The sequence below is a fragment of the Priestia sp. FW507-14D1A genome (assembly GCF_058781295.1).
Genome location: NZ_JBYSWQ010000002.1, coordinates 663,565 through 689,210 on the forward strand (window position 1 = coordinate 663,565; position 25,646 = coordinate 689,210).

A 25,646-nucleotide genomic window follows, 5' to 3' on the forward strand; every position below is an offset into this window, starting at 1 on the left:
TTATGAAAACCTCAATTTAAAAACTCTCTTATTTTAAGGCAGTGCTTATTTAGGCAGATCCTTTTTTATGTATTTTTTCTCTTTTTCATCCACCAGCCTGCACCAACTATCACTCCGATTACGAGAATAACAAATATTAAACGATCAACATCATGCAAATATTTTTGGATTTTTTCAATATCTCCAAGTCCTCCTACATAGAGCAAAAAAACAAACCACGGAAAAATGCCTAAGGTGCTGTATAAAACAAAGTCCCTAGATTTGATTTTACTAAGACCTGCCAAATAGGTTATATAGTTTGCGATACTGATGGGACGGGAAATCGTAATACTCCATTTTCCATATTTATGAAACCATTTTTGGGCACGTTTTATATTTTTTTCACCAAACCAGCGCTTGGTAATAGATTCAAACCTGTATCCCATAACGAACGGAATATAGTTGAATGCAATATAAATAACGGTATTAACAGCTGAAACAATAAGGATTTTCCATATTGAGAGCTGCAGCACCGAGCCAATAAGCAAAATCGATAACGTACACGGAAAAGGAATTGCCGCAGCTTCGATTGCTGTAGCAATAAAGATGCCCACTATGCCTAAATTTTGTACAAAATCAATAAACCCTTGCACCTTTTTTCTCCTTTCAATCATACAAATTTCACGTTCTTTCATCATAACTCAAACTATTCAAAATTTCACGATTTCAAAGCAATTTTACTAGTAAAAAAAGCTCATACGCACCCGTTTGCTATATTCGATTATCTTCTATCATATGCAGTTCATAAGTGAAGTAACGCAAAAAAAGAAAATAGCAGAAAAAAACTCTTTTATTAGTTATAATAAAAGAGTTTTTTTCTGCTATTATTTAACTTTAGCAATGATTTTCCCTTTCACATGGCGTTTTGAAAGCTCTTCTAATGCACTTGGCACTTCTTTTAACGAGATGATGCGCTCAATCATCGGAGCTACTTTCTTCTCTGCTACTAATGCTAAAAGCTCATCGCCCATTTTTGCTAAATCCGCTTGCGCAATCATGTCATTAATGTGGTGTGCAGCATTTAAAGCTACTTCATGATAAGAAATCACCTTTGTAAAAGGCTTTACTTTTGTATAATCAGGTGCACCAGCAATATGTGCTAAATGTCCTCTATAGGCAATCATATCTAAAGAATCCGTTGCGTTCTTTGCGCTCACCGTGTCAAGCACAGCATCTACGCCGCGGCCATTTGTCAGCTCCAATACTTTTTCCGCGACGTTTTCCTCGCGATAATCAATTACATAATCAGCTCCTAACGACTTCACATACTCATGATTATGTGCTGAAGCTGTTGAGAAAACGGTTTTTCCAGCGTTTTTAGCAAGCTGCACGCCAAAGCCTCCTACGCCTCCAGCTCCTCCATGAATTAAGATGGTTTGAATATGGTTCATTGGAAGTTTACGAAATAGTGCTTCATACGCTGTGTAACCTGCCGTAGGCAAAGCAGCAGCTTCTTCAAATGTAACAGCATCAGGAATGCGCGAAATTGAATGAGCAGTTGTAACCGCATATTCAGCATATCCGCCTTTTTTCATAAAGTCCCCGTGATAGACAACGCGGTCTCCTTTTTTCCAGTCAACTACTCCTTCTCCAACTTCATCAATTGTCCCAGCTACATCTAAACCTAGAATGTGAGGATATGTCCAATAAGGATTTCCATTAGTAGCCGTTTTATAATCTACGGGATTAAGTCCCACTGCGTGAACTTCAACTACTACTTCCCCTTTATTTGGAAGAGGTTTTTCTATTTCTTCTACTTTCATTTCTGTCCATTTATTTTTATCTTGCAATAATAATGCTTTCACAGTCTAACTCTCCTTTTTAAATCATTTGCCTAGCGTTGCTTTTATTATTTTATCTAAAAATGATTTGCTTACTATTTTTATTTTAAAGAGAGCTTGTCTATAATACAAATTAGAAAATAAATAGATATCCATAAATAAATTTATAAGAAAGGATAGCATAAATGATTGATTTTGAATGGTATCGCAGCTTTATTAGCATTTACAAATACCGATCCGTTTCTGAAGCAGCCAGAGCGAGGATCTTAACGCAGCCGGCCATGAGTCAGCACTTAGCTGCTTTAGAAGCTGAAATAGGGGAAGGTTTATTTATCCGTGCACCGAGAAAAATGATTCCAACAGAAAAAGGTAAAGAACTGTACACGCGTATTGTCCCGTTAATTGAAAGTCTAGAAGCTGCTTCAATTGAATTAAAAATGACCGCTTCATCTCCCGACGCGCTGCCGGTCGTAAAAATTGGTTCTCCCGTAGAGTATTTTACCGAACAAGCTTTAGAAAGAATAAAAGATGCAGGCATCCGCTGCTACAGCCAGTTTGGTATTGCTTCTGTTTTGCTTGAAAAGATACAAAGCGACGAAATTGATATTGCGATTACAACCCAAAGATTGCAAATACCTGGAATTGAATATACGGTCATTGAAGAAGAAGAGTTTGTCTTAACCGTCCCTCCTTCTTTTGAAATGACACCTAGTAAAGACGTAGAAGAGTTTTTATACAACCAGCGGTGGATTAGCTATGGTCTTGAACTTCCTATTATTAGACGTTTTTGGCGGCAGCATTTTAAAAAACGACCTGAAATTCAGCCTCATCACGTGATTCCAAATCTTCAAACGGTGTTAAAAGCCATTCAGCATCACATGGGAATCAGCCTGCTTCCCCGCTATTTAATTCAAGAAGCGCTTCGAGAAAAAAAAGTAAAAATCGAACTTGAACATTTAGCAGTAAAAAATCAGATCTTTCTTGCTTATAAACTTAAGCATCGCGATCATCCTACTATTCAAAAAACGATACGCTGCTTAAAAAAAGAAACCTCTGCAGACTAGTCTGCGGAGGTTTCTTTTTTTGACAGTTGCTGTGCTGAATCTACTCCTACCAAATCTAAAAAGAAAATAAAAATTGGAATACCAAGAATTAGCCCCCATACGCCCAAGAAGTGTTCACCAAACACTAAAATGATAAACGTAATGAACGTTGGCAAGTTTGTTTTAGATGACATGAGCTTTGGATTTAATACATAGCTTTCAAGTGCGTGAAGCACTACCACCATAATTAACACAGATAGTACTTTTACACCGCCTCCTAAACTGTAAGCGATTGTACAAAGTGGAATGAGTGAAACAAATACCCCAAGAACCGGCACTAGCCCTAGTAGAAAGACCATAACGCCAAGTGCAAGCAAATTAGGAAACCCTAACACCCACAGCGCAATAACGGACAAAATGCTGTTCACAAAAGCGATAATAAACTGAACTTCTATTACCTTGCCGAAGGAATTAACAAATTTTCTCCCCAAATAGCCAGCTTCTTTGAAAAACCAGCCCAGCCTAGATTGTTCCAGTTGGACAAATAATCGGTGAATCCGCGACTTTTCAAGTAAAAAGAATAGGCTTAACAAGAGTGCTAAGAAAACTTGTGCACTTACTTTTCCAATATTAGATAAATAGCTGTATACTAAATCAATATTCTGCTGAATATTCTCTGGTGATTTGAATCTCTTTAGATTATCGATAATATAGGTGACGAATGTATTATCAGGGGGGTGTTTGTAAAAATACATCAGCTTCTGTACAAGCTCAGTAACTTGCGTCATAATAACCGGGATATATACATATCCTACAATACCGAGCGCCCCAATCAGTGCGATATAGATGACGATGAGTATAAGCGTTGAATTAAGCGGAAGCTTTTTTCTTAACGTTTGTTGAAGACGACCAATTAAAAAGGTGAAAATAAACGTAAATAACAGCAGCTGAAGCATACTTCTAATGCTGACAAGTAAAACTGTAATGATAATAAGCGTAATGATGCGAACAGTAAGTTTGTTGTGAAGCCAACTTCTTGCAATATTCATGAAACCTTCAATTCTCCTATCTCTCTTTTTCCCAAGTCATTTGTATACATATAAATAAAACGGATACGCTAGACGCTCATATCCGCTTTCGCTATATATAGTGTATCATTTAATATTCAAATTTTACTATATTTCGGCGCTTTTTAGTATGTCTTTATTTTCTCTCCGCTATTCTTTTTCATTTTCCCATACATTATGATAAATTAGCTTGTCTAAATCCCTTCTTTTTTCCCAGTTAGCTTGTTCTAAGATTGGTTTCTCAGGATATTTATCTGTATAGCCAATTGACATAAGCGCTACAGGATCAATATGAGGAGGAATATGTAAAATGTCACGCACATCATTTTTCTTATAAAAACTTACCCACCCCATTGCCAGTCCTTCTGCATATGAAGCAAGCCACATATTTTGAATCGCACACGCAGTTGACATCATATCGGTTTCTGGAATTGAGTTTCTTCCGAGAACATGAGAGCCCCCTCTTGTTGGATCACACGTTACGCAAATAGTTAACGGCGCTTCTTTTAATCCTTGAATCTTTAGCTCTAAAAAATCTTCTTTCTTTTCACCTTCATAATGAATAGCCAGTGCTCTTCTCTCTTTATCTGCTGCCCAGGCAAGTTTATTTTTCACTTCTGTATCAGATACTAATATAAAATTCCAAGGTTGCATAAACCCGACGGAAGGTCCGCTGTGAGCAGCCTGTAGAATGTTATAAACCGTTTCATTCGGAATCTCATCAGACAAAAATGTTCGTACATCTCTTCTTCCATAAATCGCTTTGTATACTGCTTGCTTTTCGTCGTTTGTAAACGAATTCATCTTCTTCAACCTCCATTAAACTCTTTTTTTAACTATTTTTCTAAAAAAACATTAAAAAAATGTGATCCAAACTTTATGTTTTCTCGTATTACTATATGAATCTATCATAAAGGAGGTTGCAAACATGTTCAACGACGTTTTAATGAACTTATTTAACGCAGTAAGCAGCATCATTAACACAATTGGATAATTTGATTGTACATATTGAGTAAGAGAGGGGGCATATTGCATGCTAAACGAGGTACTTATGAACTTTTTTAACGCAGTAAGCAGCATCATCAACACAATCGGATAAAAAAAGCACAAAGAAAAGGGTAACTGCCATTACCACCGTCTTTATGCTTTACTAGTTAAAAATCATATATTTTACAATAAAAAGAACTCTTTGATTAGGAGTTCTTTTTATTTATCCTAACATGTTCCCTTTTATTTGTATATATGCCTTGCCATTTCAACAGATTCACTTATATGTTGCAAGCATACACGTATGTCTGCAGCTCGTAGTGAAGTTCTTTTAAGTCTTCAGCTGCTTCAGTCAATAACTTCTTTCGCTGAGCTGTATACACATCTAGAATAGCCCTTTCTACTTTTACCTTTTCTTCATATAAAATATCTAACTTATCTTCATTTCCTTCAAGGGAAATAGGCTTTAACATAGCAAATTGATAAATGGGTTGTCCATAATCCAATTTTGTTAAAATAGAACCTACTAATACATCCTGTGAGCATTCATATACAAAGTTTAACAGCGTACTTAATTCTTCTAGACGAGAAATATCCAGCTCTGCATTTTCGTTGATCACAGCCCCTATATATTGAAAGCACTCTTCTTCTAACTCATTATAAATAGTTGTGATGCGGTGCAACACTTCATTCAACTTCATAAAGTTCCCCCTTCACACACGCTTCTTGATACAACCATATGACAAAACTTGGTGTTTTATACTAACGAAAAAGCGAGGAATATAAACCTCGCTTCTTCTTTTTACCGATACATACTGGCAATATCTTCAATAAACATAAGCGGTTCTTCTTCTGTTAGTTGTTTAATTGGAGAATACTCCTCTCCACCAAAACTTTGATCTATGTCTTCAATAAATGAAGAAACTTCTTCCGACTCTTCACGATTAGCCGGCATTTCGTATTTTTGTAATTCTGTGCGGTGCACGACGGATAAAATATGGCGAGGAAATTGCTGCTTCGTTTTTCCAAAACAGTATACCGGCTTGTGTTTCAAAAAGCGTTCTACTTCCTCTTGCCGGTTATAAATGCTTCCATGATCACCCCAAGCTACCACAACCAGTTCAGCATCTTCCACTGCTTTTTGAATATATTCACCTGTTCTTGTTCCAACAGCTTCTTCTTTTGAAAGCATGCGTAAAAACGAAACATGGTCGGTTTGATAGCTGAATAAATAAACGATTTCTAAGACTCCAAATCCCCACTTTTGCGCCAGTTCTATGCATTTGGATACAGCTGTATCGTCGCTGTATTCATACGTATTTTCTGGGAATGACAAGATAAACGTAAGTTTACGTTCGTTTACTTCACTCCATTTGCATAATAGAGAATATTTGTATGTGCCTGTTTCATCAAAAATAACTTCTTTTTTCACTGCTTCCATCCCCCTGCCTTCTTACAATCTTGTTACTTATCTATTGCAAATGAGCTAAGCAGTAATCGTAACCTTGACTGTTAAAAGTTTTATTTTATATGTATTTCAAAATCATGCCTTCATGACAACTTTTCTGCCATTTTTTCAAAAAGCCATTTTTTCTTCTATACATGTTTTTTACAGCTAGTGAACATTCACATATACATCTTTCCTCTTTTCGGACCTCCAGTCAAAATAGATAAAATCAAAAGAATGGTCTATAATAAAGAAATAACCAATGACCTTTTCACTCATGTTTTTGACAGTTACAGATTTTTTCTCAGCAGGTATATTCAAACCTGATCCTCTGAGAAAATAGAAGATAAATTTGTGTAAAGAAAGGATTTTGTAAATGGCTACTACACACACATTTACAAGAGGAGAAGAAATTGCAAATGCGATTACACACGGCGTTGGAGCCGTACTCAGCATTGTTGGATTAACGCTTTTAATCGTACTTTCTTCGTTAGAAGGAACGCCTTGGCATGTTATCAGTTTTACTATTTACGGAGTAACCATGCTGCTTCTCTATGTCTCCTCTACGCTTGTCCATAGTTTTCCGGAAGGTAAGGTAAAAGATCTTTTTGAGATATTTGACCACTCTTCTATTTATTTGTTTATTGCCGGTACGTACACTCCATTTTTATTTATCGCAGTAAAGGGAACCACCGGCTGGACACTTTTTGGAATTGTATGGGGCATCGCTCTTGCAGGAATTGTATTCAAAGCTTTTTTTGTGAAGAAATTCCTTTTTATTTCCACTATTCTTTACGTATTTATGGGATGGATGATTGTGTTTGCTTGGGATTCGTTAACTCAAAACATTGCCCATCAAGGAATTGTCCTTCTCGTAGTTGGAGGCGTGTTGTATACAATCGGGGCCGTTTTTTACGTATGGCGAGGATTTCGTTTTCATCATATGATTTGGCATATGTTTGTTCTTGGCGGAACCGTACTCCACTTTTTAGCAATCATTTTATATGTATTGCCTATAACCAATTAAAAAAGGGCCAGAAGGCCCTTTTTTAATTGGTTATAGAATTCCTTACCACAGTTTGGCCATTTGAGTCACAAGCGTATAGACTCCTAGCACAGCCATAATAACGACCACAAAACCGCCAAAAACGGTAAGCCAAGTCGGATGCTTGTAATCGCCTACTATCTTCTTTTTATACGCCGCTATAAGCATTGTTCCGAGTGTAATAGGTAAGATTAACCCGTTTAATGCTCCAGCTAAAATAAGCAGAGTGACCGGCTGGCCAATCGTCAAGAAAACCAGGGTTGAAATCGTAATAAATGCAATGATAATCCAGTTTTCATATTTCTCAATCCGTTTGCTGAAGGATTTAATAAAGGAAACCGATGTATATGCTGAACCAATAACTGAAGTGATAGCCGCTGCTGCCATGACGACGCCGAATAATTTATAGCCAATATCCCCTGCGGCTAACTGAAAAACAGAGGCTGGTGGATTGTCAGGATTCAGTTTTAACCCTTGACTCAACACACCTAATGTCGCTAAAAATAGAAAAATTCGAATGATCGAAGCAATCGTAATACCAGATACTGCTCCTCTTGTTACTTCAGGAATCGCGGCTTTTCCTTTAATTCCTGCATCTAATAAACGGTGACCTCCTGCAAATGTAATATATCCTCCTACCGTTCCTCCTACAAGAGTAACAATCGCCATTACATCAATGTGCTCCGGCCAAAATGATTTAGAGACTGCTTCTCCTACTGGGGGAGCGGACGAAATAGCCACATACACCATTAAAATAATTAATATTCCGCCCATTAATTGAGCAAATCGATCCATTAATTTTCCCGCTTCTTTGACTAAAAAAATTGCGATAGAAATGATGGCTGTAATGACTGCACCCGCTTTAGGAGAAATACCAAATAGCGCATTGAAGCCAAGACCGGCTCCTCCTACGTTTCCAATATTAAATGCTAAGCCTCCAATTACAATTAAAATAGCAATAAATAAGCCGAGGCCTGGCAAAACATTGTTAGCGATATCCTGTGCTCTTTTTTCTGAAACGGCAATAATACGCCATACGTTTAGCTGAACGCCAATGTCTAATAAAATCGACAGTAAAATGACAAAACCAAAACTTGCGGCGAGAGCTTGTGTAAAGACCGTTGTTTGAGTTAAAAAACCTGGCCCCACTGCTGAAGTAGCCATTAAAAATGCTGCTCCGAGCAGCACGCTCCAGTTGCGTTCTTTTTTCATGATGTCACCTCATTGTGGTTGAATAATGATTTGTTCTTCTTTTAGCTTGTCACAAATAGCTTTGGCAAATTCAACAGCATGTGCACCGTCTCCATGAATACAAACGGTATCTGCTTGAATGGGAATCTCTTCATTTTGCACAGTGAATACTTTCTTTTCTTTGACCATTTTAATTACTTGAGAAATAGCCGCTTCTTCATCTTGAATCACGGCGTTTTCAACGTTTCTCGGCGTCAGCATGCCGTTCTGTTGATAGGTTCGATCTGCAAATACTTCCTGAGACGTACGCAAGCCCATTTCGTTTCCAGCCTTAATCAATTCACTTCCAGCCAAACCATATAGAATAGCTTCCTGACTAACATTATAAACAGCTTCAGCAATAGCTTTAGCTATGTCTCGATCCCCTGCAGCCATATTATATAAAGCGCCATGAGGTTTCACATGATGAAGGGTCCCTCCTTCTGCACGTATAAAAGCTGAAAGAGCCCCCATTTGATACACCATTAAATCATAAGCTTCTCGAGGCGTAATTTTCATATATCTACGTCCAAATCCAGCTAAATCTTGCAATCCGGGGTGCGCGCCAATCGCCACATTTTCACTCAAAGCCAGCTTTACTGTTTCTCTCATAACCGAAGGATCTCCGGCATGAAAGCCACAAGCAATGTTTGCAGACGTTACATAGCGTAAAATTTCTTTATCATTTCCTAATCTATAGTTCCCAAAGCTCTCCCCTAAGTCACAGTTCAAATCAACGGTAGCCATCTTCTTCTCTCCTTATATTTTCATTCGAAGTGCTCTTTTAATATGATTTATTTTCTTTTCCTGCTCCATATATAAATGCTGCGCTTCATCCAGTGAAATTGCTTGAAAAGAAACCTTTTTTCCTGGAGAAATTTGCGCCAGCGCTGAAAAATCTGCAGTTGCTACCTGTCCGATTCTAGGATATCCTCCTGTCGTTTGATGATCTGCTAATAAAACAATGGGCTGTCCTTCTTTTGGTACTTGAATCGTACCGAACGTCACAGCGCTAGAGAGCAGCTCTTTTTCTTGACCAAGGACTAATTTCTTCCCTTTTAGCCTATAGCCCATGCGGTCAGATTGAGGGGTAACGTCAAATTCTTGATTAAAGAAATGTTGTTGACTTTCTTTTGTAAACCAATCAAATTCCGCACCTTTCATCGTGCGGATAATAGACGTCTCGTATGAAGGAAGAAGTTTAGGATGAATCGTCCAAAAAGCCTGCTGAAAAGAGCGGTCCGTTTGCTTTTTCATCAGTTTCTTTATAATTGCTTCCCCCGTTTCTGTAGGAGGGCGGCTTAATACTTCGTCCCCTGACTGTAGTGCTCTACCGTGCAGCCCGCCTATCCGAGCGCGAAGTGAAGTAGATGTACTTCCCATAACTGCAGGAACATTAAAAGCACCGGAAACCGATAAATAAGAACGGCACCCTAAAGTCGGAACACCAAACTGTAGCACGCTCCCTTTTTTCACATATAAAGGCCGCCACATCTTTACGGCTTCATCATTAACAGTTGGCGATAAATCCCCTCCCGTCAGGGCAATCAAAGCATCTTGCTGAAATTCAATTTTTGGTCCCATTAACGTAATTTCAATAACCGGCTGATTTTCTTGATTTCCTACTAATAAGTTGGCAATCCTTAAAGCAACTTTGTCCATTGCTCCGCTGACAATCATGCCGTCCTTTTGATATCCATGTCTGCCGGTATCTTGAATCGTTGTTAATAAACCGGGACGTATCACTTTAATACTCATCTTCGTCCACCTCCTTTTGGGCTTCATATTCCGTTTCAGAGATAGAAACAAATCGGACACGATCACCTGCTTGAAGCAAGCTTGGCGAATCTTTTTTGGGGTTAAATAGTGTAAGAGAAGTACGCCCAATCAACTGCCATCCTCCAGGTGTCTCAATTGGGTACACGCCGGTTTGCATTCCTGCGATGCCAACTGACCCTTTTGGGATTCTGTTTCTCGGTGATTCTTTTCTTGGAGTCGCAATTTCTTCGCTCATCCCACCCAAGTAAGGAAAACCAGGAGCAAAGCCTAGCATATACACCAAATATTCTCCATTTGTATGAATGGAGATAACTTCATCAGGCGTTAATGAATGAAAAGCAGCTACCCTCTCTAAGTCCGGGCCGTACTTTCCTCCGTAGCACACCGGAATTTCAATTTGTCTAGCGACCGCTTCAGATTTTTCTTCCTGGCGGAAAAGCAGCTCTTCAATATATGTAGATATTGCTGTGTAAGGATTTCTTCTTCCTTTTTCACTCATTATCCAAGGGTCATAATAGATTGTAACTGTTGTAAAAGCCGGCACATATTCAATCATCCCCTTACATAATGATTGCTCTAGCACCTCAGTAAATTGCTGAATACGTTTATGTATGCCGAAATTAATTTCGTCTCCAAATGAAACGACAATGCCGCTGTCACCAAGAGGATAAAGTCGATAATCGTGGCTCATTCCGTCTCCTCCTTTTTTACTTAGTATTGTTTGAGCAGCTCCCTTTAATGCTGTAATTAGATACATCCATTAGAATTACTAATGAAATTATTGTTTTTGAATAACAATTTCTTATATATCTAATAAAAAAAAGAACAATAAATCCCTATCCTGTATGGATAACATTATATAAATATAAAATAATCTTATGTTCTACTAAAACAAACTCCAAAGAAAAATTCAACCTTTTTAAAATTTTATCGTCAAAAGGATCACGTTTTTTCAATTTTCCCCATAAAAAAACTGCTTTGTTTTTTATACCAAAGCAGTTTTTTTGTAAACATGTACAAAAAGGAAAAACTCATGGGCAGTAAACCATTATATACCTCTGCGAGCGAAATCTACAAAACGAAACTTATCAAGACGATGACGTGATTCCGTATATTGAAAAAGGCTTGCATCTTCTAAATACACATAGTTTCTTACTACCACAATATGTTCATAGTCTTTTAAATCTAAGTAACACTTATCTTCGTCCGTCAGCTCGTCAACGGAAATTTCTTTTTTGGCAAAGCTGATTTTCAGCCCAAGATCTTTTTCTAAGTATTCATAAATAGAGCCTTTGCATATATCTTTTGTGAGGTGAGGAACATACTTTTTATGAAAAAAATCTTTATCTAAAATAATTTTTTCTCCATCGATTTCACGCGCTCGAACTACTTTCCATATGAGATCTTTTTTCGTCGCCCCAAGCTGTGTGCACAGATCTTGATCGGCCTTGACTAATTCAAACTCTTTTACAATAGTAGTCGATGTATGTCCTAGCTTTTCCGCTACTTCTTTAAAGCTAACAAGTCCTGATACTGGAAAATCAAAGCGTGATACGTCCAATACAAATGAGCCTTTTCCTTTCATTTTTTGAATGTACCCATTTTGTGAAAGTAAATTTAACGCTTTCCGTATTGTTTCACGAGACGTTTGATACTGTTCAACAAGCTCATTTTCAGAAGGAAGTTTTGTATTAGGACGCCAGTCACCACGTTTAATTTTATCGACTAACTGTTCGTAAATGCTGATAAATTTATTTTCTTTCAATTGCCATCACCTATTTTACTTTCTATATATACCCAATTGTATAAAAAGAACGATAGATTGTCACCCATCGTTCTTTGTACTTTTTTCTCTATTTTTTTAAATGATACACGATCGATTCATACGGCCGAAGCAAGACTCGCTTTAATTCCTTTGATGAATCTTCGTAGTTAGACAGCAATATTTCACTATGATATCCTTCAAAAGTTAGATTTTCTGGCAGTTGAAAAATTGTTTCACTCCCGTAGAAATTGTTTATCACGAGCAGCTTTTCATCTGCTCCATTTCGGATATAAGCAAAAATCTGCTCGTCTTCTCCAAGAATCAATTCATAGTTTCCATAGGTGATAATCTCATACTGCTTGCGCAGTGCAATAAGCTTTTGATAAAAATAAAAAATTGAATCTTCATCATCTAACGCTTTTTCTACATTAATTTCACGATAGTTATCGGCTGGATTAATCCACGGCTTTCCTTTTGTAAAACCTGCATTATGCTCATCGCTCCATTGCACCGGTGTACGGGAATTATCTCTTGATTTATGTTTTAAAATCTCCAAAATTTCATTTTCGTCCATTCCTTGTGCACGTTTTATCTCATACACATTTAATGACTCCACATCTCTATATTCATCAATAGAAGAAAACTTCGGGTTTGTCATACCTATTTCTTCCCCTTGATAAATATAAGGTGTTCCCTGCATCAGATGAATCGTTGCAGCGAGCATTTTGGCAGATTTATGATGATAGAGTTCATCGTTTCCATAGCGGGAAACAACGCGAGGCTGATCATGGTTGCACCAAAATAGTGCATTCCATCCTCCTCCTTTATTCATCTCCGTTTGCCAAGTTGATAGAATCTCTTTTAATTTAATGAAATCAAAATCTGCTAGCGCCCACTTTTCTCCGTTTGGGTAATCGACTTTCAAATGATGAAAATTAAACGTCATGCTAAGCTCGCCCCGGTCCGGATGAGAATATTGAATACAGTGGTCAACAGTTGTCGACGACATTTCTCCAACGGTCATGCTATCGTATTTTGAAAAAACTTCTTGATTCATTTCTCGCATATATTCGTGAACGCGAGGACCGTCGGTATAAAATTTCCGTCCATCTCCTGGCGCGATAGAACCATCATCATCTAAAAAGCGCTGATCTTTTGAAATTAAGTTAATAACGTCCAGACGAAATCCATCTACTCCTTTTTCAAACCAAAACGTCATCATATCGTACACGCTGCGGCGCACACGCTCATTTTCCCAGTTCAAATCCGCTTGCGTGACATCAAACAAATGCAGATACGATTGTTCTGTCAGCTTATCATGCTCCCACGCCGAACCTCCAAATTTTGAAACCCAATTCGTCGGAGCACTTCCATCTTCTTTTTGATCTTTCCAAATATAAAAATCTCTGTACGGGTTATCTTTCGATTTTTTAGCTTCTTGAAACCATTCATGTTCAGTTGACGTATGATTAACGACAATATCCATGATGATTTTAAGATCCCGCTTATGCGCTTCTGTTATTAAACGATCGAAGTCCTCCATTGTTCCGTATTCTTCTTGAATAACAAAATAATCACTTATATCATATCCATTATCCCGCTGCGGCGATTTATAAATTGGCGTTAGCCATACAACGTCTACGCCAAGCTTTTTCAAATAATCTAGCTTTTCAATAATACCAGCTATATCACCCACGCCGTTGCCAGTCGTATCGTAAAAGCTTTTAGGATAAATTTGATAGACAACCGATTTTTTCCACCAAGGTTCTTGCATTTTTAACACCACCATTTAATTCTTTGGATTATGTTGAAACGATTCTGTAGCCGCGACAGTTGATGTAACGGTTGATTTTTTCTGAAGCTTTCCAAGCGTTAACGTTAAAAGAAACGGCACCACAATTACGATTACCATTCCAATAATAAAAGCTGGCCAGCTCTGTGGAACAATTGATAACGGAGCAGGGATACCCCCAATTCCCACCGATGCTGCTTTCACTCCCGCCACGGATATGACGACACCTGCAATAGCTGAACCAATCACTGCAGAAATAAAAGCAAATCTAAAGCGTAAATTCACACCAAACATTGCAGGTTCCGTAATGCCAAGCCACGCTGAAATCCCTGACGTTAAAGACAGTCCTTTTAATTTCTCATCATTTTTTGAAAGAATCATTATCGCAAAAGCCGCAGAGCCTTGTGCAATATTAGATAATGCTACCATTGGCCACAAGAACGTACTTCCCACGCTTCCAATCAGCTGTAAATCTACAGCTAAAAATGTATGGTGCATGCCCGTAATAACAAGAGGAGCATATAAGCCTCCGTATACAAGCCCTCCAATAAATGGAGCCGTTTTAAAAAGCCATACAACTGCACCTGTAATAACATTTCCTATTGCAAATGTAATTGGACCAATCACAATAAAAGCGAGAAACCCTGTTACTAAAAGAGCTACAGGCGCTACAATTAAAAGCTGAAAACCATCCGGTATTCGTTTTCGTAAAAACAATTCGATTTTTGCCAGTACAAACGAAGCAGCTAGCACAGGTAAAACCTGCCCTTGATAGCCAACTTTCTCAACGTGCAGACCAAATAAATTCCACGTATCGATACTTCCTTTTTTTAATGCTTCTCCATAAGACCAGGCATTTAGCAAATCAGGATGGACCAGCATGAGCCCAAGGACAATTCCAAATAAAGGACTTCCTCCAAAACGCGTAACAGCTGACCATCCAATAAGAGCCGGCAAAAAGGCAAAAGCCGTATTGGCAATTAAATTAATCATGCTCGCGAAGTCTTTCCACTGTGTATGAACATCTACGATTGATTTATCATCGTAAAAAATTCCGGCTCCTGTTAATACATTATTGATTCCCATTAATAAACCCGCGGTTACGATGGCCGGTAAAATGGGAATAAAAATGTCAGCTAATGTTTTTATTGCGCGCTGCAGCGGATTTAAGTTTTTAGCCGCTTCGTTTTTCACTTCCTCTTTTGACAGTTCACCTATCCCTGTAAGCGCCACCATTTCTTTATATACTTTATCAACCGTGCCTTGACCAATAACAACTTGAAACTGGCCGTTTGTAGAAAAAGATCCTTTTACCAATTCGTGCTCATCTAGCATACGTTGATTGACTTTACCTTCATCTTTTAAAACAAGTCGAAGACGCGTTACACAATGCGTTGCAGCAGAGATATTTTCTTTTCCGCCAACGGCTTCTACAATGCGCTCCACAGATTCTCGATTCATGTCTTTTCCCCCTTGTTTCCGTTTTCATTTTACTCCTGTATTTCCTATCCCCCATATAAATCTCACCGCAAACCTGTATATACAAGTTTTATGTTTTTATTCTAACCTGTATATACAGGTTCGTCAACAAAAATAAAATTACTTCTTTTTCATTTCATGATATAGTCAAAAAGCAAAGTATATGGAAGGAGACGTTACAATGCTGCAAGTAAGATTAATGGGAAAACAAGAAGAAATTAATGAAGCGATCAAACAGTTTGAACAAAACTACCATATAGAACATCAGTCAAAAGAATATACGCGAAGCGCTAATCCAAAGTACGAGCGCAAAAAAGATACTCGGGTGTATCTTTCCATGCATCCTAAAAAATAATTTCCGGTTTATTTCAGAGAAGAATAGTAGCTTTTACAAACTAAAGGATTTATATTATAATTTCAGTATTTACTATAACATCCGATTTGTATTTAAAAATCAGAAAGAGGCTTAAAAATGGCATATAACGACATATCTCTTAGAGAGAAAAGTATTGTATTTATCGGCTTTATGGGGGTAGGAAAAACAACTATTGGAGAAATGGTTGCCAAAAAATTGTATAGAGATTTTGTTGATATAGATCAAGAAATCGAAAGAGAATTTAATATGCCTACTTCTCAGATTTTTAAAGAGCACGGTGAAACTTTCTTCAGACAAAAAGAAAAAGAAGTAATAAATCGACTTTCACAGCAGCGTTTAAAAATCATTTCTTTAGGGGGAGGCGCTTTTTTACAAGAAGAAATTCAAGAGATTTGTTTATCTAACTGCATCGTATTCTTTTTAGATTTATCTTGGGATTCTTGGAAAGAACGCATTAGTTTAATTATTGATAGCCGCCCTGTTTTACAAGGAAGAAGCTTAGAAGATATTGAAAAGCTATTTTACGATCGTCAAGCTATCTATTCCAATCACCATTCGAAAGTTGAAACTGATAATTTAGATATTGAAGAAGTAGCTAACTATATCGTTGATTCATTAAAAACAGCTTGGGACATTTATCAACCTTAATGAAATAAAAATTCGTTCCCTTAACAAGCCTTTACAAAAAAAGACGTAGCTTAATGCTACGTCTTTTTTCATCCCTAATGCGAACTCATATAAAAATTGATAAAAAAGGCAATGGTAATCACATACATCATCCAATGAATTTCGCGACGGCGTCCTGTAAACAGTTTAATCGCTGTGTATGAAATGAAGCCGAATGCTAAACCTTCTGCAATGCTGTAGGTTAACGGCATCATGACAATTGTTAAGAAAGCGGGAACAACTTCGGTAAAGTCGTCGAAGTTAACGTTTCGAATGTCACTTAGCATAAGCGAACCAATAATAATGAGTGCTGGAGCAGTAGCAACGCTTGGGATAAATTGAATGAGCGGTGCAAAAAACAAGGTAAATATAAATAAGATGGCAACCGTTAATGCCTTTAAGCCGGTACGCCCTCCTTCTGCAATACCTGTTGCATTTTCAATATACGTATTTAACGCAGTGCTTCCAAAAATAGCACTCGCCATTGTACCGATTGAATCCGCTGCAAGCGCGCGATTTAAACCTGGAATTTTACCGTTTTTATCTACCAAGTTGGCTTTTTTAGATAATCCAATCAATGTCGCTAGCGTATCAAATAATTCTACGATGGTGAAAGAAAATACAACTGAAAAAATGCCGTAGGCAACTGCACCCTTTAAATCCATTTGAAAAAATGTTTCTCCAACGCTTGGCGGCGTAGCTGAAAAGACGTCTTTCAAGGAATGAGGAACTGCCTGTACTCCTACAATCATCGCTAATATAGTCGTAGCAAAAATACTTATAATGAGAGCACCTTTTACATTTTTAGCCATCAGTACAGCTGCTAATATCAGCCCAAAAATAGCCAGTAAGGGACCTTTATCCATGACATTTCCAAGCCCTACAAAAGTAGACTCGTTTGCCACAACTAATCCAGCGTTTTTCAAACCGATAAACGCAACAAAAAGACCAATTCCAACTGCTATGGAAGACTTTAATACGTTCGGAATGGCATCAATAATCTTTCCGCGTATTCCTGTTACCGTTAAAACAAAAAATAAGACCCCGGATATAAAAACTGCTCCAAGTGCCGTTTGCCATGACAATCCTTGCCCTAATACTACTGAATACGTAAAAAACGCATTTAAACCCATCCCTGGACCGGTTACAATCGGGAAATTTGCCCATAGAGCCATCAGTAACGTACTAAATACAATGGCATAAATGGTAGCTGCAAGCGCCGCTTCTCGGGGGATACCCGCGTCAGACATGATAATGGGGTTGACAATTACCATATAACTGACCGTCATAAAAGTTGTAAGTCCTGCTAGTATTTCTTGTTTTGGTGTTGTGTTGCGCTCTGATAGTTTAAACAAGCGCTCTAATATTCCGTTACGCTCCAACACGCGCGCCTCCCTACTTCTAAAAAAAATAAAAAATCCTACCTATTCAAATGTCCTAAAAAAGACACGATTTAGGAGGATTTTACGTTGCAAAGTAAAATCTTTTGTCCTATTATAGTCTTAATTTGTAGATATGCAAAGGTAGAAAACGCTATCATTATAAAAATTTTTATCTTCCGTTAGTTTGGAATTTTGAAAATTTATTTCTCTTATCTTTTTAGTCTGTTGCAAGAGTACTCTTTTTACTCATTTATACAAAAAAGAGATTAAGACATAACTAAATAAATCCATTCTCAAGACAAATAAACAGATGAAACCTGCGTTCACCTTGACAACGAAAAAACTCGAATTATTAATCAATAACTCCGATTAATAATTCGAGTTTTACTTTTGTTAAAATACTTTTGTTCCAGCCTCTTCTTTGTTTTACATCTTATGAAATCAAAAGCGGGATTCTTTTTAAAAGACGATCAATCGAATGATTTGCTTCTTTCAATACAATTCCTTGGTCAATTGTTTTTAACACGCGATTTTCCATCACAATTTCTCCATCAACCATCGTTAATTCTACATCTCCTCGCGTTGCTGAATACACAACTCTGGAAATAGGGTCTACGCCGTAAGATGGAAAAGTATGAAGCTGATTTAAATTTAAAATAGCAAGATCCGCTTTTTTCCCGACCTCTAAACTTCCAATTTCTTTTTCAAGCCCGACTGCTTTCGCTCCGCCGATTGTAGCCATTTCTAGCACGTGCTTTGCATTCATGGCCGTTGGTCCGTGCGAGGGTTTATGAATCGTAGCGGCCAGCCTCATTTCGTTGAACATATCCAAATTATTATTACAAGGAGCACCGTCAGCGCCAAGACTTAAAAATACACCTTGCTCTAATAAACCGGGCACATCTGCGATTCCCGATGCAAGTTTTAAGTTTGAGCCTGGGCAATGACTAACTTTTACTCCTTGATTCTTAATAATTTGCTTTTCTTGATCATTTAGCCACACACAGTGCGCTAAAATAAGGCGTTCATTGGCTAATCCTAAATGATCTAAGTACATGATATTTCTCATACCCGTTTCAGCTTCTACGATGCGAATTTCTTCTTGATTCTCAGAAGCATGAGTATGTACATGAACATTATATGCAGCTGATAAATGGCTCACTTCACGCAGCAAATCTTCCGTACACGACAGCACAAATCTTGGGGAGAATGCGTATCGAATACGACCGTTATTTGAATTATGCCATTTTTCAAGCAGCTCTACACTTTCTTTGATCGAGTCAGCCGTTGTCTCCTGCAGAGCTTTTGGCAGATCATCGCCTTTTTTATCCATCATTACTTTTCCTGCAAGGGCTCGGATTCCACTTTGAGATATAGCTTGAAAAGCAGAGTCCGTATGATGAACAGTTTCCATATCTACAATTGTTGTAGTCCCGCTTTGAATGAGTTCGCCGATGCCTAACAGGGCTGAATAATAGATAGATTCTTCATCATGTGAAGCTTCAAGCGGCCATATTTTCTTCTTTAGCCAGTCTAACAGCTCTAAATCATCTGCTTGCCCTCTAAAAAGCGTTTGACATAAATGAATATGAGTATGTATAAAGCCCGGCACAATCGTTTTATTTGCTGCGTCAATGACTTTATCTACCTTTTCCGGATGCAGGTTTTTCCCGATGGCTGCAATACGATTTCCAACAATATAAAGGTCACCGTAAATAATATCATTCTTCTCATTCATCGTAATAATCTCTGCATTTTTAATTAATGTGTGCGTCATACCTTCTTTCCCCTCTTTCGTAACATCTATCTATTTCTAGCTCAAGCCGAACACTAACATCTTCAAGCAATCTTTCTTACACTGATCTTATATATATATATGATGTATGCTCTGAGTTGAATAAGTGTAGGTAACCTCATGCGCGATAGAGAGTTTGGGTAAAAAAAATTCCTAGCTGATTATACAGCTAGGAGGTTGGATTTATGATAAAATCCCAAGTCCCTTTTTCAAGAGGTTATACGAAATCGCAGGAGAATAATGTGATCTTGTATTTATAATATGGTGTTTTCAGTCTATATACCAGCTTTTTGTCAGAAGTTCTAACATTGTTTTTTTATTCTTTTTCATTATGTGACTTTTCTTAACACCCTTATTTTTCATGTTATGCAATTTATTTTTGTTTTTTCTATGTAATATTTCCTAAAAATAAAGAATCTATCTTCTGTTTCTATACAAAACAGAAAAGTTATTTTATGATTTGTATGATTAAAAAACTACAAATCTATATTTTAGGGGTGATTAACTTGGAAAAAATAAATGTTGGCTGTCGTTTTACGCTTTCCGTTATGAGTGATAACTTCATCGATATTATTTTAGGTGCACTAAACGAAGTGGATATGTCTAAAGTTCAGCGAAAAACGGACCGTGTGAGTACGTTTATTGAAGGAACTGCCAAAGACGTATTTGAAGTTGTGCAAGCCGTTTATAAAAGTGCTGGAAAGTCAGGAAAGCATATTGTGCTGAATGCCACGTTTTCAACAGGGCAGCACGAAGAATATTTCGAAGAAAGAAAAATAAAACCAAAAGAAAACATGTCTTCAAACCAACAGCTTTGTGCTTCGTTCCCTGTATCCACTCAATTTTCTTTGTATCCATTAGATACGCCGCATTATGTAGACATCATCAAAAGCGGAATTGGCGCAGTTAAACAACAGGGAGTATTTGCCGAAACCGTGCCTTTTGCAACAGGTTTAGAAGGAGATGTGGACAAAGTGTTCGCTTCTCTATACGAATGTTTTATGAAATCTGTACAGCAAGCTCGTGTCGTGATGACAGTTAATATGTCAGCACCCAGTCCTTCTTCAAAACGATAAATTACTTCTTATCTGTTTATAAAGATAGAATACTAGAAAGGATTTATATAAATATGGCTACAAATAGAACGTTTTTTTCTTTTTTCCTGATAAGTTCATTATTATGTCTATTAATCGTGCCAAACTCTGTTATGGCTAGTGAAAAACCTGCACATTTAACGGTTGCTTCTTACACGCAGTTCTTGAAAGCGCAAAGTGATAAAAGTTCACTGTATGAATTTTCAAAACTGTCGCGTCAGCAAAAACAAAAAGTTGTACAATCACTAAAGGATTCATCTCCGTTAAAAATGGATATTGAAGAGACTAGCGGCACGGTCGAAGCTGCAAGCACAGCAGCATACGGAGCAAGAACGGCTTCACCTTTATTCAAAACAGCAGCTTATACGGCTTCTTATAAAGCGGCTGGATTTACAACAACAAAACTAACGGTGTATGTAGACTATTACACGAAAAACTCATCGGTGACTTCAGTCAAAAGTGTACGAGGCGTCGTCACGAAAAATGTAAACCCCCTTGTGTCTATTTCAAAAAAGAGTTCAAAATCTTGGGTGCAAAATAATCGAGCGTACGGGCAAATTGACTGGCAGTGGAAAATTGCAGCTAAAAATGCCGGAATTAAAAGACAAACTGTTTACGGTACAGCTTCCGGCGCTTCAGGCGGATCAACAGCTATAGTTAATTGACAAAGAGGAATAAATAATGAAAAAAATGATGTGGTGGATTATTGGTATTACAATTGGAGTACTTTTACTAGGAATTCTGGTAGGTTATTTATCATTTTACAGCATATAAAAACAGCAGGTAATTTCACCTGCTGTTTTTTATCTAAATGTCATCTTCTTGTCATAAAATTAAAACCTCCACTTACAGTGTCTAAGTGCCTGTAAGAAGAGGTTGGGATCACAATTGTTAGTAAGCCTGGTCTCTTCTTATCTTTCAAGCACTGCTTGTGGGAGTTAGCACGGTTCTATAAAGTCCGTTGCCGAGGTTTCAAAGGGCCTATCCCTCCACCTCTCTTGATAAGAAGTTTGTCGAATTTTGTTGATAATTGTTGATAAGATAAATATTATGTTACATGCTGCACAAACAGATGTCAACTACTTTTCAGAAAATTGTTTTCCCTCTAAAACTATGATATCGCTACCATTACTATGACAACTAGGTTACAAATAGATAAATTTTTTATATTTTTTTATTACGCTTTTACAACTGACTTTTTCTCAAAAGAAGTAATAGCCTCATCTAGCATACGAATGCCGGCATCTACCTGTTCTTTTGTTACAGTAAGCGGAGGTACCATGCGAATAACTTCACTTGCATTTCCGCAAAAATAAAATAACACGCCTTTTTCTAAAGCTAAGTCCAGAATCTCAAATAAGGCGTCTCCATCGCCTTCTCCCGTATCCGGATTAACAATTTCGATTCCAATCATAAGTCCTAAACCACGGATATCCCCAATAACTGAATGTTTGTCCTTTAAAAGATACAGCTTTTCTAACGCATAAGCGCCCATTTTTCTTGTGTTATCCAGCAGTTGTTCTTCTTTCATCACCTCAAGAGTTGCAAGGGCTGCTGAACATCCAATAGGATTTCCTCCAAATGTTGTACTATGTGTGCCAAGGGGCCACTGCTTCATTAATTCTTGAGAAGCTACCGTTGCACTAAGCGGAATTCCAGAAGCAATTCCTTTTGCTATAGCCATAATATCTGGTACGACATCAAACGTTTGTCCAGCAAACCATTCGCCCGTACGGCCAAACCCTGTTTGCACTTCATCGAAAATAAGTAATATTCCGTGACGATCACAAATCTCTCTTAACTTCTTCATCCAACTTTTCGGAGGAATAATATAGCCGCCTTCTCCTAATACTGGTTCCAAAATAACGGCCGCCACTTCTTCAGGCGTGACTTGGTGCTTAAAGAGTATTTCAAAATCTTTTTCAAGCTTTTCAGTAAAGTACACATCGCTGTCTAGCTCCGCAGGGCACTCTTTTGGATTGGCATATGGAATCTGATACGTCAGTCCCGAAGGGTGCTGAAATTGTCTATATTTGCTTTTCGAGGTTGTAACACTTAAAGCTCCCATCGAGCGGCCATGAAAACACCCTAAAAAAGAAATAACATACGGACGCTTTGTGACATGTCTCGCTAATTTCAAGGCTCCTTCAATTGCTTCGGTGCCACTATTTCCAAAGAAAAAGCAGTCTAAATTGCCCGGCGTTACTTTTCCTAACTCATCGGCTAACTTTAATATCGATTCGTACATAATAACACCTGAAGGACCGTGCAATAATTGATCTGCTCCGTCTTTGATTGCTTTTACTACTTTCGGATGTCTGTGTCCTACATTTGTCGTAGCGATTCCGGAAGTAAAATCGAGATATTCTTTACCATCCAATCCATAATAATAGCATCCTTCTTCTTTCACAACGGGCAGATTCGGATGGTCTTTAGCCATCGTCGGTGCTAGCAATTCAGGCATTCTTTCAAATAAGTGACTCCAATCTTTTGACATACTACATCCTCCTTGAAATTATACAAATCAATTAATCTTATTCCGAAATATAGTTACTTATTAAACAATATTAGGAAATTCAGTTATACTAAACGCTTTAATAGAATAGTAATAAAACTTATTTTACTATGCATTTTTATTAAAATCAATTGTATAAATATTTATATATAAAATTAATATGCGGGGTCTCATCCCTTCCGCTTTTCCCGCAGGAGTCTTCATCTTGTCCTTCAATCAACAGCTAGAAGTACTCACATATATGAAACCTACGTTCACCATCACCATAAAAAAATCCGAACGATTAATCGTTCGGATTTTCCCTCAACTAAAATACTACTGCCACAGTCTCTTTAAGTATATTTATTCAAGATGTTTGGCATCATTGATCGTTTCAAGACGCCATTTTCCACTTTCATAAGCAAAAGTTGTAATCGATGTATTTTGTAAAATAGTAGTCCCTGTTCCTTGTTCTCCGCTTGTTACATGATGAATGAATGTATTAATTGCCGCTCCGTGACTAACAACTGCTACTTTCTTTCCGATAGACTTCTTCATAATTTCCGTTAACCGCCGAACCATCCGTTCTTGAGCCGCTTCGAGTGTTTCGATATTATATAAAGGCTCTTCTCCCCAATTTGTCGCATAGTTTGGCACAAGCTCATGCAGAACTTCTACGTTCTTTGATTCTAGTTCTCCAAAAGAGCGCTCACGCAGCTGCTCACAAACTTCGATTTTCTCTACTTTAGCAGCTGCTGCAATTTCCCTAGCCGTCTCCTGCGCACGAAGCAAATCGCTTGTATAGATTACATCAATATGGATATCTCGAAAACGTTCCGCTACGCGTTTAGCTTGTTGCTTTCCAGCTTCGTTGAGCGGAATATCAGCATGCCCTTGAATAAGTTTGTTTTTATTCCAATCTGTTTGGCCGTGTCTAATTAAGTAAAGCATCGTAATCCCCCTTTAATCCCGTTTTAAAAATTGATAGACAGCTTTATCAACCTCTGAGCTTTCATGTAAATCCGAATGTGCTTCATGAAACGTTTGGAGATGAATGTGTTCGGTGAACTCTTGCAGTCCGTACGCACTTTCTACTGTTACCACTCCATCTGTCTTATCTCCCACATCTCCTGCTCCTGAAAAAACGTCGATTTCTTTTGAGAAATCTTGACGACTTTCGTACAGCTTGTTTAATGCTATAGAGTGAAAAGCTAAATCACGAGCACCCATAGATTCAATATGATTGCGTGCATGAGGGTACATTTCCATTAATTCCTGATAATCTAATCCTTGAATTGGCGATCCTAACGTAACTAACTTTTGAATATATTGAGGGTTAGACAAACTAACAGCTGCTGCTGTTACTCCTCCCATACTATGTCCAACTAAATCAACAGAAGATGCTTTATATGTATCACGTACATCTTGCATAATAGCTTCAATCCATTTTTGCTGCTGTGCAATACTGGCATCTGGCTTTTTAAAAACGATATGAATAAGCGGAAGTTTTCCCTCTTTTGCTTTCATAATATGCTTCCACTGAATAGCTCCATCTTTTTGAACAACGCAGTAACCTACTTTAGTTCCCCATCCGTTTTGTTCAAATCGTTTAATCATTTTCCCTAAGCTTTTTTGACTGCCTAAATAGCCATGAATAAATAAAACCGGCACATTTTTCGATTGGGCACCTCGTTTTATTTGTGGGGCAAAAATATAAAAACAAAGCGAAATAAATAGTATGATACTGATCAATAAAATTAACAGCCGCAAGTTCTCACCCTCCGATCGTCTGGTCCACTACACTCATTAATAAAAAAATTTGGAGTAAATTTTATTCTGATACGTCCTGTAAGCTGCAGAACTTGTCATCTTTTTCTTGCCAACGAGCTGCTCAAAGCGCAAACGCTTTTCCGTAAGCATCTCTGTTAGCCTTTGTTCTTCATTAGCATCCGTGCATATAGAAATCAATTCTTCTATTGTAGCCATATCTCGTTTCAGCTCTTGTTCATCCGTTATCATGTTTGCATTTTTTAATATCCTATACGCTTGGCGCAGTTCTTCAGGTATGTGTGACAAATCTTCTAACTTTAATGGTTTGCCTTCCCCAGGCAGCTTATCAAAGTCACCGTCTTTTATTGCTTGTCTAATTCTTTCTTCAGCAATTATATACGCAATATCCAAGGAAAGACCTCCTTTAAGCAAATATAAAATTCAATCTTACCTTCTATATAAAAGATGTATAAAAAACACAGCTTTTATAACCGTATTTTTTATTATACTATGATTATAAAAATTGAACTACCTTCACTTCTGGGATAGACTATCCTCCCTTTGTGAAATGATTTCCAGAGCTTCACTCCTTTCATTATCAAACTTTCTTGAGCA

At 37.7% G+C, this 25,646-nt stretch carries 25 protein-coding genes and 1 riboswitch; of the genes, 6 read left to right on the plus strand and 19 right to left on the minus strand.

All coding sequences use genetic code 11. The features are described from left to right. Positions 1-65: 65 nt before the first annotated feature. Together AC3WJG_RS11765 and AC3WJG_RS11770 are read right to left on the minus strand one after the other, a co-directional pair. Positions 66-632 (minus strand): DedA family protein, encoded by a 567-nt coding sequence (locus AC3WJG_RS11765; protein WP_225049548.1) that lies wholly within the window; start codon positions 630-632, stop codon positions 66-68. A gap of 231 nt (positions 633-863) precedes the next feature. Continuing rightward, positions 864-1,844 carry a zinc-binding dehydrogenase gene (locus AC3WJG_RS11770; RefSeq protein WP_263034546.1) on the minus strand — a complete coding sequence of 327 codons (981 nt, stop codon included), beginning with the start codon at positions 1,842-1,844 and terminating at the stop codon, positions 864-866. A gap of 161 nt (positions 1,845-2,005) precedes the next feature. Here AC3WJG_RS11770 and AC3WJG_RS11775 point away from each other — a divergent pair, with 161 nt between their 5' ends. Beyond that, complete coding sequence (locus AC3WJG_RS11775) at positions 2,006-2,884, plus strand: LysR family transcriptional regulator (RefSeq protein ID WP_050691266.1); 879 nt, start codon at positions 2,006-2,008, stop codon at positions 2,882-2,884. On the opposite strand, the gene AC3WJG_RS11780 is transcribed toward AC3WJG_RS11775, so the two are convergent. The 4 genes from AC3WJG_RS11780 to AC3WJG_RS11795 all read right to left on the minus strand — a co-directional run bounded on the left by AC3WJG_RS11780 (position 2,881) and on the right by AC3WJG_RS11795 (position 6,358). Continuing rightward, positions 2,881-3,912, minus strand: a complete 1,032-nt coding sequence (locus AC3WJG_RS11780; protein WP_060746020.1) for an AI-2E family transporter — start codon at positions 3,910-3,912, stop codon at positions 2,881-2,883. The genes AC3WJG_RS11775 and AC3WJG_RS11780 overlap by 4 nt on opposite strands. A gap of 168 nt (positions 3,913-4,080) precedes the next feature. Continuing rightward, positions 4,081-4,734, minus strand: a complete 654-nt coding sequence (bluB, locus tag AC3WJG_RS11785; protein WP_013055676.1) for a 5,6-dimethylbenzimidazole synthase — start codon at positions 4,732-4,734, stop codon at positions 4,081-4,083. Positions 4,735-5,198: 464 nt separating this feature from the next. Beyond that, positions 5,199-5,618, minus strand: coding sequence for a hypothetical protein (locus AC3WJG_RS11790; RefSeq protein ID WP_028407667.1), 420 nt, complete (start codon positions 5,616-5,618; stop codon positions 5,199-5,201). A 101-nt stretch (positions 5,619-5,719) separates the two neighbouring features. Continuing rightward, positions 5,720-6,358 (minus strand): DUF1643 domain-containing protein, encoded by a 639-nt coding sequence (locus AC3WJG_RS11795; RefSeq protein WP_225049547.1) that lies wholly within the window; start codon positions 6,356-6,358, stop codon positions 5,720-5,722. A 382-nt stretch (positions 6,359-6,740) separates the two neighbouring features. Here AC3WJG_RS11795 and trhA point away from each other — a divergent pair, with 382 nt between their 5' ends. After that, positions 6,741-7,391, plus strand: coding sequence for a PAQR family membrane homeostasis protein TrhA (trhA, locus tag AC3WJG_RS11800; protein ID WP_013055671.1), 651 nt, complete (start codon positions 6,741-6,743; stop codon positions 7,389-7,391). A 42-nt stretch (positions 7,392-7,433) separates the two neighbouring features. Here trhA and AC3WJG_RS11805 read toward each other — a convergent pair whose 3' ends face one another. The 7 genes from AC3WJG_RS11805 to treP form a co-directional block, all read right to left on the minus strand. Then, positions 7,434-8,621, minus strand: a complete 1,188-nt coding sequence (locus AC3WJG_RS11805) for an NRAMP family divalent metal transporter (RefSeq protein ID WP_028407665.1) — start codon at positions 8,619-8,621, stop codon at positions 7,434-7,436. A gap of 9 nt (positions 8,622-8,630) precedes the next feature. Then, entirely contained in the window at positions 8,631-9,386 is a 756-nt protein-coding gene (locus AC3WJG_RS11810) for a LamB/YcsF family protein (RefSeq protein WP_060746021.1), read from the minus strand. 12 nt (positions 9,387-9,398) lie between these two features. Continuing rightward, the gene (locus AC3WJG_RS11815) at positions 9,399-10,397 is read right to left on the minus strand and encodes a 5-oxoprolinase subunit C family protein (RefSeq protein WP_060746022.1); all 999 of its coding nucleotides are present in this window, start codon (positions 10,395-10,397) and stop codon (positions 9,399-9,401) included. Then, positions 10,387-11,109 (minus strand): 5-oxoprolinase subunit PxpB, encoded by a 723-nt coding sequence (gene pxpB / locus AC3WJG_RS11820; protein WP_337133717.1) that lies wholly within the window; start codon positions 11,107-11,109, stop codon positions 10,387-10,389. The genes AC3WJG_RS11815 and pxpB overlap by 11 nt, the downstream gene beginning before the upstream one ends. A gap of 357 nt (positions 11,110-11,466) precedes the next feature. After that, the gene (gene treR / locus AC3WJG_RS11825) at positions 11,467-12,183 is read right to left on the minus strand and encodes a trehalose operon repressor (protein ID WP_013055666.1); all 717 of its coding nucleotides are present in this window, start codon (positions 12,181-12,183) and stop codon (positions 11,467-11,469) included. A gap of 88 nt (positions 12,184-12,271) precedes the next feature. Then, positions 12,272-13,957: an alpha,alpha-phosphotrehalase gene (gene treC, locus AC3WJG_RS11830; RefSeq protein WP_337133720.1), complete on the minus strand. Its 1,686-nt coding sequence runs from the start codon at positions 13,955-13,957 to the stop codon at positions 12,272-12,274. A gap of 15 nt (positions 13,958-13,972) precedes the next feature. Further along, positions 13,973-15,436, minus strand: a complete 1,464-nt coding sequence (treP, locus tag AC3WJG_RS11835; RefSeq protein ID WP_028407660.1) for a PTS system trehalose-specific EIIBC component — start codon at positions 15,434-15,436, stop codon at positions 13,973-13,975. A 199-nt stretch (positions 15,437-15,635) separates the two neighbouring features. On the opposite strand from treP, the gene AC3WJG_RS11840 reads away from it, so the two are divergent. Further along, positions 15,636-15,809 carry a YvzF family protein gene (locus tag AC3WJG_RS11840; protein ID WP_080781634.1) on the plus strand — a complete coding sequence of 58 codons (174 nt, stop codon included), beginning with the start codon at positions 15,636-15,638 and terminating at the stop codon, positions 15,807-15,809. 117 nt (positions 15,810-15,926) lie between these two features. Beyond that, a complete protein-coding gene (locus AC3WJG_RS11845; RefSeq protein ID WP_025749688.1) occupies positions 15,927-16,478 on the plus strand; it encodes a shikimate kinase in 552 nt (183 codons plus the stop codon). 74 nt (positions 16,479-16,552) lie between these two features. On the opposite strand, the gene AC3WJG_RS11850 is transcribed toward AC3WJG_RS11845, so the two are convergent. Together AC3WJG_RS11850 and AC3WJG_RS11855 are read right to left on the minus strand one after the other, a co-directional pair. Continuing rightward, positions 16,553-17,878 carry an NCS2 family permease gene (locus AC3WJG_RS11850; RefSeq protein WP_028407655.1) on the minus strand — a complete coding sequence of 442 codons (1,326 nt, stop codon included), beginning with the start codon at positions 17,876-17,878 and terminating at the stop codon, positions 16,553-16,555. Between the two features lie 433 nt (positions 17,879-18,311). Next, a complete protein-coding gene (locus AC3WJG_RS11855; RefSeq protein ID WP_028407654.1) occupies positions 18,312-19,655 on the minus strand; it encodes a 5'-deoxyadenosine deaminase in 1,344 nt (447 codons plus the stop codon). A 515-nt stretch (positions 19,656-20,170) separates the two neighbouring features. On the opposite strand from AC3WJG_RS11855, the gene AC3WJG_RS11860 reads away from it, so the two are divergent. Together AC3WJG_RS11860 and AC3WJG_RS11865 are read left to right on the plus strand one after the other, a co-directional pair. Further along, complete coding sequence (locus AC3WJG_RS11860; protein ID WP_337133889.1) at positions 20,171-20,749, plus strand: YkoF family thiamine/hydroxymethylpyrimidine-binding protein; 579 nt, start codon at positions 20,171-20,173, stop codon at positions 20,747-20,749. Positions 20,750-20,802: 53 nt separating this feature from the next. Next, positions 20,803-21,432, plus strand: a complete 630-nt coding sequence (locus AC3WJG_RS11865; RefSeq protein ID WP_098433460.1) for a hypothetical protein — start codon at positions 20,803-20,805, stop codon at positions 21,430-21,432. A 243-nt stretch (positions 21,433-21,675) separates the two neighbouring features. Next, a riboswitch (SAM riboswitch) is annotated at positions 21,676-21,775 on the minus strand. A 169-nt stretch (positions 21,776-21,944) separates the two neighbouring features. On the opposite strand, the gene AC3WJG_RS11870 is transcribed toward AC3WJG_RS11865, so the two are convergent. From AC3WJG_RS11870 to AC3WJG_RS11885, 4 genes are all read right to left on the minus strand, one after another. Beyond that, positions 21,945-23,264 carry an aspartate aminotransferase family protein gene (locus AC3WJG_RS11870; RefSeq protein ID WP_337133724.1) on the minus strand — a complete coding sequence of 440 codons (1,320 nt, stop codon included), beginning with the start codon at positions 23,262-23,264 and terminating at the stop codon, positions 21,945-21,947. Positions 23,265-23,624: 360 nt separating this feature from the next. Next, positions 23,625-24,212, minus strand: a complete 588-nt coding sequence (locus AC3WJG_RS11875; protein ID WP_028407650.1) for a histidine phosphatase family protein — start codon at positions 24,210-24,212, stop codon at positions 23,625-23,627. A gap of 12 nt (positions 24,213-24,224) precedes the next feature. Continuing rightward, complete coding sequence (locus AC3WJG_RS11880) at positions 24,225-25,031, minus strand: alpha/beta fold hydrolase (protein WP_013081956.1); 807 nt, start codon at positions 25,029-25,031, stop codon at positions 24,225-24,227. A 36-nt stretch (positions 25,032-25,067) separates the two neighbouring features. Continuing rightward, positions 25,068-25,442: a DnaJ family domain-containing protein gene (locus tag AC3WJG_RS11885; protein ID WP_028407648.1), complete on the minus strand. Its 375-nt coding sequence runs from the start codon at positions 25,440-25,442 to the stop codon at positions 25,068-25,070. Between the last annotated feature and the right edge of the window lie 204 nt (positions 25,443-25,646).